The organism is Pseudaminobacter salicylatoxidans (assembly GCF_003148475.1).
GTDB lineage: Bacteria > Pseudomonadota > Alphaproteobacteria > Rhizobiales > Rhizobiaceae > Pseudaminobacter > Pseudaminobacter salicylatoxidans.
In genome coordinates this window covers 39,284-51,333 of the sequence record NZ_QGGG01000015.1, presented here as the reverse complement: position 1 = coordinate 51,333, position 12,050 = coordinate 39,284, and the positions used below count along the sequence as shown (strand labels likewise).

General features: G+C 61.8%; 7 protein-coding genes. 4 read left to right on the top strand and 3 right to left on the bottom strand.

The genetic code is table 11. The features are described 5' to 3' along the window. Window positions 1–529: 529 nt before the first annotated feature. The 3 genes from C7441_RS18770 (at window position 530) to C7441_RS18760 (ending at window position 6,842) form a co-directional block, all read left to right on the top strand. The gene (locus C7441_RS18770) at window positions 530–4,318 is read left to right on the top strand and encodes a vitamin B12-dependent ribonucleotide reductase (protein WP_109614191.1); all 3,789 of its coding nucleotides are present in this window, start codon (window positions 530–532) and stop codon (window positions 4,316–4,318) included. Between the two features lie 385 nt (window positions 4,319–4,703). Then, window positions 4,704–6,332, top strand: coding sequence for a chaperonin GroEL (groL, locus tag C7441_RS18765; protein ID WP_109614238.1), 1,629 nt, complete (start codon window positions 4,704–4,706; stop codon window positions 6,330–6,332). Between the two features lie 231 nt (window positions 6,333–6,563). Further along, entirely contained in the window at window positions 6,564–6,842 is a 279-nt protein-coding gene (locus C7441_RS18760; RefSeq protein ID WP_109614190.1) for an acylphosphatase, read from the top strand. A 52-nt stretch (window positions 6,843–6,894) separates the two neighbouring features. On the opposite strand, the gene ftsZ is transcribed toward C7441_RS18760, so the two are convergent. Together ftsZ and C7441_RS18750 are read right to left on the bottom strand one after the other, a co-directional pair. Then, window positions 6,895–7,878, bottom strand: coding sequence for a cell division protein FtsZ (gene ftsZ, locus C7441_RS18755; RefSeq protein ID WP_019170444.1), 984 nt, complete (start codon window positions 7,876–7,878; stop codon window positions 6,895–6,897). A 414-nt stretch (window positions 7,879–8,292) separates the two neighbouring features. Then, on the bottom strand, window positions 8,293–8,757 hold the full coding sequence (locus tag C7441_RS18750; protein ID WP_109614237.1) for an aminoacyl-tRNA deacylase: 465 nt from the start codon (window positions 8,755–8,757) through the stop codon (window positions 8,293–8,295). A 458-nt stretch (window positions 8,758–9,215) separates the two neighbouring features. Between C7441_RS18750 and C7441_RS18745 the strand changes: the two genes are divergently transcribed. Next, complete coding sequence (locus tag C7441_RS18745; protein ID WP_170125191.1) at window positions 9,216–9,500, top strand: winged helix-turn-helix transcriptional regulator; 285 nt, start codon at window positions 9,216–9,218, stop codon at window positions 9,498–9,500. A 165-nt stretch (window positions 9,501–9,665) separates the two neighbouring features. Here the strand turns inward: C7441_RS18745 and parC are convergent, their stop codons facing one another. Beyond that, entirely contained in the window at window positions 9,666–11,945 is a 2,280-nt protein-coding gene (gene parC, locus C7441_RS18735) for a DNA topoisomerase IV subunit A (RefSeq protein WP_109614187.1), read from the bottom strand. Between the last annotated feature and the right edge of the window lie 105 nt (window positions 11,946–12,050).

Below are 12,050 nucleotides of genomic sequence, written 5' to 3'. Positions count from 1 at the left end.
ACAAGATATTGGGGGTCATAAAAGTTAGGGGAACGAACCCTTGACGATGAAATCCGAGTCGTCTCATATAAGCCACGTGCCCTCGTTCAGGGCATGGCCGGCGGGTTTTTTGAAGTCGGTCCTTTTCCCGGATTTTCAGGCGTTATGGCGGTCTTGCCCGTTTCGACGGTGAGCTGACGCATGACCTTTTTTTCCGGTTTCTTTGTCGCGTGCCATGCCGTCTGGCAATGGAAAAAATTAGTTGTTAGCACTATATTTAGTGTTGCGACCGCACTCTGACACAAGGTAGTGTGAAACCCCCTCTGATGAGGGACTCACCAACCAACCGTTGGAGCAGGACCTTCGGGTCGGCCGCAAAAGGTGCTCTGGACCGTCACGCAAGGACGGAACGGGTGCCTGTGACCGTCACGAGGACCGAAGGCTCGCCGTGACGGTTGGGCTGTGATTTTGAAGGGCATGCACCTACATATGGAAGCTGCGAGGGCTTCCTGTGGATAGGTGCTATATATAGGGACTTGAGGACCGACCCATGCGCATCGAGCGGCGTTTCACCAAGGAAGGACAATCGCCTTACGCGGAGATCGAATTCCGCAAAGCGATTAGCGAGATCAAGAACCCGGACGGTTCGATCGTCTTCCGGCTCGATGATATCGACGTGCCCGCGCAGTTCTCACAGGTCGCGGCCGACATCCTCGCCCAGAAATATTTCCGCAAGGCCGGCGTGCCCGCCCGGCTGAAAAGGATAGAGGAAAACGACGTCCCCTCCTTCCTGTGGCGCTCCGTGGCCGACGAGGATGCGCTCGCCAAGCTGCCTGAAAACGAGCGCTTCGGCTCCGAACACGACGCCCGCCAGGTTTTCGACCGTCTCGCCGGCACCTGGACCTATTGGGGCTGGAAGGGCGGCTACTTCAACTCCGAAGCCGACGCGCAGGCCTTCAAGGACGAACTGTCCTACATGCTTGCCACCCAGCGCGTGGCTCCGAACTCGCCGCAGTGGTTCAACACCGGCCTGCACTGGGCCTATGGCATCGACGGCCCCGGCCAGGGCCATTATTACGTCGATCCCTTCACCGGCAAGCTGACCAAATCCAAGTCGGCCTACGAACATCCGCAGCCGCACGCCTGCTTCATCCAGTCGGTGGGTGACGACCTCGTCAACGAGGGCGGCATCATGGACCTGTGGGTGCGCGAGGCGCGCCTGTTCAAATACGGCTCGGGCACCGGCTCCAACTTCTCACACCTGCGCGGCGAAGGCGAGAAGCTTTCAGGTGGCGGCAAGTCCTCGGGCCTGATGAGCTTCCTCAAGATCGGCGACCGTGCCGCCGGTGCCATCAAGTCGGGCGGCACCACGCGCCGCGCCGCCAAGATGGTGATCGTCGATGCCGACCACCCCGACATCGAGGCTTTCATCGACTGGAAGGTCAATGAGGAGCAGAAGGTCGCTTCGCTCGTCACCGGCTCTAAGATCGTCAAGCAGCACCTGACGAAGATCATGGCGGCCTGCGTGAACTGCGAAGGTCAGGACGACGACTGCTTCGATCCGACCATCAACACCGCACTGAAGCGCGAGATCCGCGCCGCCAAGAAGAACGCGGTGCCGGAAAACTACATCTACCGCGTCATCCAGTTCGCCAAGCAGGGCTACGCGTCGCTGGATTTCAAGACCTACGACACCGACTGGGATTCAGAAGCCTATCTGACCGTGTCGGGCCAGAACTCGAACAACTCTGTCTCGGTGAAGGACGACTTCCTGCGCGCCGTGGAAAATGACGGCGACTGGAACCTCATCCGCCGCATCGACGGCAAGGTCGGCAAGACGCTGAAGGCCCGCGACCTGTGGGAGAAGATCGGCTACGCCGCCTGGGCCTCGGCCGATCCGGGCCTGCACTTCAACACCACCATGAACGACTGGCACACTTCGCCGGCGGCCGGCCCGATCCGCGCCTCGAACCCGTGCTCGGAATACATGTTCCTGGACGACACGGCCTGCAACCTCGCTTCCATCAACCTGCTGCCCTACCGGCAGGCCAATAGCGACATCGACATCGCTGCCTACGAGCACACAGTGCGCCTGTGGACCATCGTGCTCGAGATCTCGGTGATGATGGCGCAGTTCCCGTCCAGGGAAATCGCCAAGCTTTCCTACGAGTACCGTACGCTCGGCCTTGGCTACGCCAATATCGGCGGCCTGCTGATGACCTCGGGCATTCCCTATGACTCGAAGGAAGGCCGCGCCATCTGCGGCGCGCTGACCGCGATCATGACCGGCGTGGCCTACGCCACCTCGGCCGAGATGGCCGGCGAACTCGGCGCCTTCGCCGACTACGAGCGCAACGCCGACAGCATGCTGCGCGTGATGCGCAACCATCGCCGCGCGGCCTATGGCGAGAAGTACGGCTATGAGAACCTGTCGGTCGACCCGGTGCCGCTGGTGGCCGAGGACTGCCCGCAGGCCGCATTGATGGAGCATGCCCGCCTTGCCTGGGACCGCGCCATCGAACTCGGCGAGAAGAACGGCTACCGCAATGCCCAGGCAACCGTGATCGCGCCCACCGGCACGATCGGCCTCGTCATGGACTGCGACACCACCGGCATCGAGCCCGACTTCGCCCTGGTCAAGTTCAAGAAGCTTGCCGGCGGCGGCTACTTCAAGATCATCAACCGCGCCGTGCCGGAAGCCCTGCGCACGCTGGGCTACACCGAAAGCCAGATCGCCGAGATCGAGGCCTACGCGGTCGGTCACGGCAATCTCAACCAGGCGCCGGGCGTGAACCCCTCGACGCTGAAGGCAAGGGGCTTTACCGACGAGAAGATCGAGGCGCTGAATGCAGCGCTCAAGAGCGCCTTCGACATCAAGTTCGTGTTCAACAAGTGGACGCTGGGCGAGGATTTCTGCAAGCAGGCGCTCGGCTTCACCGACGAGCAGCTCAACGACTTCTCCTTCGAGATGTTGCCCGCGCTGGGCTTCTCGAAGAAGGATATCGAGGCCGCCAACATCCATGTCTGCGGCGCGATGACGCTCGAAGGCGCGCCTTTCCTGAAGGCCGAGCACTATCCGGTGTTCGACTGCGCCAATCCCTGCGGCAAGATCGGCAAGCGCTACCTGTCGGTCGAAAGCCACATCCGCATGATGGCGGCCGCGCAGCCTTTCATCTCGGGCGCCATCTCCAAGACCATCAATATGCCCAACGATGCGACCGTCGAGGACTGCAAGAGCGCCTATATGCTGTCCTGGAAGCTGGCGCTGAAGGCCAACGCGCTCTACCGCGACGGCTCCAAGCTCTCGCAGCCGCTGAACGCAGCGCTCATCGAGGACGATGAAGAGGAAGCCGACGAGGCCGTCGAGGCGCTGGTGGCCGCACCCGCTGCCGCCCAGGCCGTGGCCATCACCGAAAAGATCATCGAACGCGTGGTCGAGAAGGTGGTGCGCGACCGTGAGAAGCTGCCGAACCGCCGCAAGGGCTACACCCAGAAAGCGCTCATCGGTGGCCATAAGGTCTATCTGCGCACCGGTGAGTTCGACGACGGTCGGCTGGGCGAAATCTTCATCGACATGCACAAGGAGGGTGCCGCCTTCCGTGCCATGATGAACAATTTCGCCATCGCCATCTCGCTCGGCCTGCAATATGGCGTGCCGCTCGAGGAATATGTGGAGGCCTTCACCTTCACCAAGTTCGAGCCGGCCGGCATGGTCATCGGCAATGACGCGATCAAGAACGCCACGTCGATCATCGACTATGTGTTCCGCGAACTGGCCGTTTCCTATCTCGGCCGCAACGATCTCGCCCATGTCGACACCAGCGACTTCTCCAACACGTCGCTGGGACGCGGCATCTCGGAAGGCAAGGCGACGCCCTTCTCCAAGGGGCTTTACCGCGGCGTGTCGCCGGTGAAGCTGGTGTCCGGCATCTCCAGCGCCGAACCCAAGGGGTTTGGCGGAGCGGCAAATCCCACCCCCACAACCCGCACCGCGCCCTATGCCGCGAATGTGCATCCGATCTCGTCGGGTGCCACCGCGCTGAAGCCGGCAGCCGCCGGCCTTGCCGAAGAGGCCACCGCCTTCAAGCGCGACTATGAGGAGCGGGCCAAGGAAGTGCCTGCCGAGGAAGCCCATGGGGATGCCGCTTCGGCCCTCTTCACCGACGCGGCAGCCAAGGAAGCGGCCGACGCCAAGGCCAAGGCCGCCGAGCGCCGCAGCCGCGCGATCATGCAGGGCTATACCGGCAATATGTGCTCGGAATGCCAGAACTTCACCATGGTCCGCAACGGCACCTGCGAGAAGTGCGACACCTGCGGCGCAACCAGCGGCTGCAGCTAAGAACGCGCTTGACTGACAACAATCTTGACCTGGCGCGCGTCAGGTCAAGATCAACGGTCAAGGCTGGGCCATCCAGCGACGGCCCTGCCCTTGGGCGGCACTGCAAAACAATGCATTCCGGGCGCTTCGGTGCCCGGAAAAATGCCGTAGAACACAAAGTGAACAAATCCTGTCGATCCTGAAACCGGTTTCGACGCCCTGCCCGTGCGGTGCCGACCGCTTGGACCAAGGTCGAAGGCTACAGGCATGCGGAATCGCCTGTGCCCTCTTGAAACGCTGAATTCCCGGGACTAGCTCGAATACGCGCACATATGTGCAAGCCATGTCACGCAAATGCATGGCCGTTCAGGCCGTTTGCAAACCGCTTACCGAAGGGGTGGTCGAAATGGCAGCGAAAGAACTCAAGTTCCACGGCGAAGCCCGCGAGAAAATGCTGCGCGGCATCGACATTCTCGCCAATGCGGTGAAGGTCACGCTCGGCCCCAAGGGCCGCAACGTCGTCATCGACAAGTCGTTCGGCGCCCCGCGCATTACCAAGGATGGCGTCTCCGTCGCCAAGGAGATCGAGCTTGCCGACAAGTTCGAGAACATGGGCGCGCAGATGGTTCGCGAAATCGCTTCCAGAACCAGCGATACTGCCGGCGACGGCACCACCACCGCGACCGTTCTGGCGCAGGCCATTGTCCAGGAGGGCAACAAGGCGATCGCCTCCGGCCGCAATCCGATGGACCTGAAACGCGGCATCGATGCCGCAGTCGAAGCAGTCGTCGCGGAGCTGAGGGCCAACAGCCGCAAGGTGACCAGCAATGACGAAATCGCCCAGATCGGCACCATCTCGGCCAATGGCGACGCCGAGATCGGCCGCTTCCTCGCCAAGGCGATGGAAAAGGTCGGCAATGAGGGCGTGATCACGGTCGAAGAGGCCCGTACGGCAGCCACCGAGCTGGAAATCGTCGAGGGCATGGAATTCGACCGTGGCTATCTCTCGCCCTATTTCGTCACCAATCAGGACAAGATGCGGGTCGAATTCGACGATCCCTACATCCTGATCCACGAAAAGAAGATGAGCAACCTGCAGGCCATGCTGCCAATTCTGGAAGCCGTCGTGCAGTCGGGCAAGCCACTGCTCATCATTGCCGAGGATGTCGAGGGTGAGGCGCTGGCCACGCTGGTGGTCAACAAGCTGCGTGGCGGCCTGAAGATCGCCGCCGTCAAGGCGCCGGGTTTCGGTGACCGTCGCAAGGCCATGCTGGAGGACATCGCTATCCTGACCGGCGGCACGGCGATCAGCGAGGACCTCGGCATCAAGCTCGAAAACGTCACCCTCAACATGCTTGGCCGCGCCCGAAGGATCATGATCGAGAAGGAAAGCACCACCATCGTCGACGGCGCCGGCGGCAAGAATGAGATCCGCTCCCGGATTTCGCAGATCAAGCAGCAGATCGAAGACACCACCTCAGATTATGACCGCGAGAAGCTGCAGGAGCGCCTTGCCAAGCTCGCCGGCGGCGTTGCCGTGATCCATGTCGGCGGCGTCACCGAAGTCGAGGTCAAGGAGAAGAAGGACCGCGTCGACGACGCGCTGCATGCCACCCGCGCGGCGGTGGAGGAAGGCATATTGCCGGGCGGCGGCGTGGCCTTGCTGCGTGCGGGCAGCGCGCTGGACAGGATGAATCTGGCAAATGACGATCAGCGCGTCGGCGCCGAGATCGTGCGCCGGGCCATCGAAGCGCCGGCACGCCAGATAGCTGAAAATGCGGGCATGGAAGGCTCCATCATCATCAGCAAGCTGCGCGCCAAGAGCGACCTCGCCTACGGCTGGAATGCCCAGACCAATGAATTCGGCGACCTCTTCAAGCAAGGTGTGATCGATCCCGCCAAGGTGGTGCGCACGGCCCTGCAAGGAGCAGGGTCCATCGCCGGCCTTCTGGTGACAACCGAAGCGATGATCGCCGAAAAACCGCCCAGAGACCATGCGCCCGCCATGCCTGGCGGCGCCAATATGGACTTCTGAACCGGAAATTCGCTGGATCGACCATCGGGCATGGCCGACGTGACGAGCTGGCTTGAACAAAACCCGTTATAGCGTCTGCTTCCGCTCATTGCCGACGCGCACGGGACGAATTCAACCGCTCCTCCTCTACTCGGCACATAATGAACCTGACAGGCTTGGAAAATAACGGAGGCCGGTTGCAACCGTTCTTATTGGCGCCAAATCCCACTTAAGAAAAACTGGAGCAGCAGATTGGAACGCAGGATCGTCAGGGCCAGGGTCACCGGTCGCGTACAGGGGGTCAGCTTCCGCGTCTGGACGCTGCGGGAAGCCGAGAAGCTCGATCTTGTCGGCTGGGTGCGCAACGAGGCAGATGGGTCTGTGAGCGCGTTGCTGGCCGGATCGGAAGATGCCGTTGGCGCGATGCTGGAAAGGCTGTGGCGCGGCCCTGCGGGCGCCGCGGTCGCCACCGTCGAATTCGACGACGTGCAAATGGACGAGCTGCCGGCGCGGTTCGTCATTACCGGCTAAGTGCTATGGTCGCCCGTTCATCAGACCGGGCGGCCTTTCGCAAAAGACGTTCTCAGCCGACGAGTTCGGCGCCGCGTCCACTCAAGCCGGTTGCCACGACAGATACCCGGAACACGCCCTCAAGACTCGGATCGAAAATCGATCCGACGATGATATTGGCATCGTCATCCACCTCCTCGCGGATGCGGGTGGCGGCTTCATCGACCTCGAACAGCGTCATGTCGCGACCGCCGGAAATCGAAACCAGCACGCCCTTGGCGCCGCGCATCGATTCCTCGTCGAGAAGCGGATTAGCGATTGCCGCCTCGGCGGCCATACGCGCACGGCCGTCGCCGGTGGCTTCGCCCGTGCCCATCATGGCGCGGCCCATATCCTTCATCACCGCTTTCACGTCGGCGAAGTCGAGGTTGATAAGTCCCTCCTTCACGATCAGGTCGGTGATGCAGGACACACCGGAATAGAGCACCCGGTCGGCGGTCACGAAGGCATCAGCCAGCGTCGTGTTCTGGCTGGCGACGCGAAACAGGTTCTGGTTCGGGATAACGATCACGGTATCGGCGCACTGGCGCAGCAGTTCGATGCCGTTTTCGGCGACCTGCAAGCGGCGGCGCCCCTCGAAGTCGAACGGCTTGGTCACCACCGCGACCGTCAGCATCCCGGCTTCGCGCGCCGCGCGTGCGACCACCGGAGCCGCGCCCGTGCCGGTGCCGCCGCCCATGCCGGCAGTGACGAAACACATATGCGTGCCCGACAGATGATCCATGATCTCGTCGATGGATTCCTCGGCCGCCGCACAACCGATCTCCGGGAGGGAGCCGGCGCCAAGCCCTTCGGTCACATGCGTGCCAAGCTGGATGAGGCGCGGCGCCTTCGACATGGTCAGCGCCTGGGCATCGGTATTGGCAACGATGAATTCGGTGCCCTGCAATCCTTCGGAGATCATGTTGTTAACGGCATTTCCACCCCCGCCGCCCACACCGATGACGGTCAGGCGCGGTCTCATTTCGGAGATTTCGGCTTTGTTGGGCGTGGTCATTGCTGCGTCTTGTTCCTTAGGCTGCGGCTTTCAAGCCTGGGTTCCCCGGCCGTTCAGCGGAGCGGATAGCCATAAATGCGGCCGAACGAAGGAGAATCAGTTTATTAAGTGCGACCATCTCAAGGAATGAGGGCGCAAACCAGTGCGCAGTTGCCGCGATCCTCAATGGATTGGGAGGATGTGGGTGCAGTGTGTGATTTTTGCCCGCCAGCCTGTGTCCTTGGCGACGCTAAGCATCCTTCCGAAAGCGCGTGAGATCGCTTTCGGCATATTAAGGAAAATCCACGAAATTCTGGTCACGCAGCGAACCGAAAGCCGAGGTCCTCTTTGCGGCCCGATGCTCCATTCCAACCGCGAAGGGGCCGGCCTCGTCGCCGACCCCTTGCGTTCGCGGGCAATGGGCCCTGAGAGCCGCTACCCGCTGATCCTGCCATGCGGTATGCCATACATCAGGCGTTCGAAGCCGTCGCGCGAAACATGCACCAGCGTGCGATGGTCGCCGCCTTCGAAATAGATGTCCTTGCGCATGTCGAGCTTGTCGTCCACCACGCAAGCCACCCTGTAGGGCGCGCCGAAGATCGGCACGGCACCGGTGTCGCAGTCGGGGAACAGCGTGCTCGTCTCGTCTTCGGTGGCGAGTTCCACCTTCTCGCCGACGAGTTTGCGCACGCGCTCAAGATCGACGTGGCTTGTGGCCGGCACAACGGCCAGCAGGTAGCCGCCGTCCCATCTCAATACCACGCCCTTTGCCATCTCATTGCCTGGAACATGGCTCGCCTGGGCGGTCATCGCCGACGAGCCGGTCTTGCCATGGCGCGCTATGTCATAGGGGACATGGTTATCTTCCAGATATTCCTGCATCGTCAGCGCAATGCCCATATCCGTCTCCTTTCGCGTCCTTGCGGCCGGCACGGCAAACCGGCGGCAAGGATTTTCCGAAAGTGGACGGGCAGCATTCCCTGCGCTGCGCCCGGCGTCGGCTCCCTGCCACATCGCCGGCTGGTCGCATGACCCATCCTGCATGGGCGGGTCAGTCAACTCCGAAAAGATACACCCATCAGGGCTTCGGGGCCAGTGGAATGCAGTGTCGGCAGGGGCTCATCACATTCGCTTCAGCCACCGCGCGGCCGCATCAATAAAACGTGACGGGAAGCGGCCATATCGGGCCACGTTGCCGCTTCATTTCCGGTATGGAAACGATCATTCTCGCGCACTCTTCGGGAGGGCGAAGTTTCCAAGCAAGATTTTTTGAGACTTACATGAACGAAAAAGTCGACGATAAAGCACTGCAGACGGCGTACCGGGAGCAATATCCCTACCAACCGTTTCTCGAAGCAATGCGGCCGTTGACGGGCAAGTGGAAGGTCGAGATCATGTGGGCGCTGGCCCAGCGCACACATCGCTTCGGCGAGCTTCGCCGGGCGCTTCCGGGAATCACCCAGCATATGCTGACGGTACAATTGCGCGAACTGGAGGCGGATGGGCTGGTCAAGCGCACCGCTTATGAGGAAAAGCCGCCGCGCGTGGAATATGAGATCACCGAGGCCGCTCATGGCCTGCGCCCGGTTTTCGAGGCGCTGATTGCGTGGTCGAAGCAATACGGCCCGATGTCGCGCAACTAGAGCGATTCCTGTTTTTAGGAACTCGTCGGAACCACTCTATCTATTTGTTTCCACGCATTTCCGGACGCAAAACCGCTTCGTACTTTTGCTGAAAAGGCTCTGGAATTACGACCAAACCGGGGAGGACGACGCCTGTCCCCTGCCCTGATCAGACGCGAACCGCCCTCAGTTGCCGAACTTGCCGGTACGCGGAAACCCCTTGGGCACCATGCGTCCGGCCGCGGCACGGTTGCCGATCCACTCCATCAGCTCCTCGCGGCTGCGCACGAAAGTGCGCTCGGCCGAATCCTGCCAGCTCAGCCCATCGGCCATGGCAAAAAGCTTGATGTCGAGCACGCCGCCATCCTTGTAGCGCTGCAGGCGCACGCCCTTGCCGCGCGTCATTTCCGGAATCTCGGAAAGCGGGAACACCAGCAGCTTGCGGTTGTCGCCGACGATTGCCACATGGTCGCCCGTCACCGGAATACACCGCTTGGCCTCATCGGGCAGCTTGACGTTCATCACCTGCTTGCCCTTGCGGGTGTTGGCGACAACGTCCTGCTCGGGCACGACAAAGCCGTTGCCATCACGCGAAACCAGCAGCAGCTTGCGCGGGGCATCGTGCACGAAGACCGTGACGATATCCTGATCGTTATCCATATCGACGATGATGCGGATCGGCTCGCCATGTCCGCGCCCGCCCGGCAGCCTGTCAACTCCGATGGTGTAGAACTTGCCGCCCGTGGTGAAGACCAGCACCTTGTCGGTGGTCTGCGCATGGAAGGCGAGCTTGAGGCTGTCGCCTTCCTTGAACGACAGTTGCGAATAATCGCTGAGATGGCCCTTCATGGCCCGCAGCCAGCCCTTTTCCGAGACGACGACCGTGACCGGCTCCTTCTCGATCATCGCCTGCGCGATGTCGGTCAGGTCGTGCTCCGGTGCGTCGGCAAAGGTGGTACGACGCTTGCCCATGTCCGGGTTTTCCTCGGGACCGAAATCACGGCGCACCTTGTGGACCTGCCAGGCGATCGTCTTCCACTGCTTGGCATCGGAGGCCAGCAACCGCTCAATCTCGGCCTTCTCGGCGCTGAGCGCGTCGTGCTCCTTGCGGATCTCGATCTCTTCCAGCTTGCGCAAGGCGCGCAGCCGCATGTTGAGGATCGCCTCGGCCTGCACGTCGGTGAGCGACCAGCGGGCCATCATCACCTGCTTGGGCTCGTCCTCCTCGCGGATGATGCGGATCACCTCGTCGAGGTTGATATAGGCGATGAGATAGCCGGCGAGGATTTCCAGCCGGCGCTCGATCTCGGCAAGCCGGTGCCTCGAGCGGCGGACCAGCACTTCCTTGCGATGCTCCAGCCACTCGCGCAGCACGTCTCTGACGGACAGCACGTTCGGCACCTTGCCGCGCGACAGCACGTTCATGTTGAGCGGGAAGCGGCTTTCAAGCTCGGTGAGCTTGAACAGCGATTCCATCAGCAGGCCGGGATCGACCGTGCGGCTCTTGGGCACCAGCACGAGGCGGATGTCCTCGGCGCTCTCGTCGCGGATGTCTTCGAGCAGCGGCAGCTTGCGGGCCAGCAGCAGTTCGGCAACCTTCTCGATCAGGCGCGACTTCTGCACCTGATAGGGAATTTCGGTGACGACGATCTGCCAGGTTCCACGGCCGAGATCCTCCACCGCATAGCGGGCGCGCACGCGGAAGGAGCCCCTGCCCGTTTCATAGGCTTCCAGGATCGCGGCGCGGCTGTCGATGATGATGCCGCCCGTCGGGAAATCAGGTCCCTGAATCAGCCCGTCGCCCGGCTCCTTGCTGACGATGTCATCGACGGTGGCGTCGGGATGTTCGATCAGATGAAGGGCGGCGGTGCACAGTTCGGCCGCGTTGTGCGGCGGGATCGAAGTCGCCATGCCGACCGCGATCCCCGACGAGCCATTGGCCAGCAGGTTCGGGAAGGCGCCGGGCAGAACCACCGGTTCTTCGTCTTCCTCATTGTAGGTCGGGCGATAATCGACGGCATCCTCGGTGATGCCTTCCAGAAGCGCCACCGACACTTCGGTCATACGCGCTTCGGTATAGCGCATGGCAGCGGCGTTATCGCCATCGATATTGCCGAAATTGCCCTGTCCGTCGACCAGCGGATAGCGCACGGCAAAGTCCTGCGCCAGGCGCACCAAAGCGTCATAGATCGACTGGTCGCCATGCGGGTGGAATTTACCCATCACCTCGCCGACGATGCGGGCGCACTTGGCAAAGCCCTGATCGGGGTTGAGGCGCAGAAGCCGCATCGCATGCATGATACGCCGGTGCACGGGCTTCAACCCATCGCGTACATCCGGCAGTGCGCGGTGCATGATGGTCGACAGCGCATAGGCAAGATAACGCTCTTCCAGCGCCTTCTTCAGATCGACCGGTTCAATATGATCGCCATCGCCGGAACCCGGCGGCAAGAGCCCTTTTCCCATGGTTTTCGGTTATCCGACCCTGCGATTCGCGGCAAGAGGGCGAATTGAAGCAAAAGCGCAAGCCCACGCACCAGCTTTAGCCAGCGAAGATGCGCCATCTTCCGA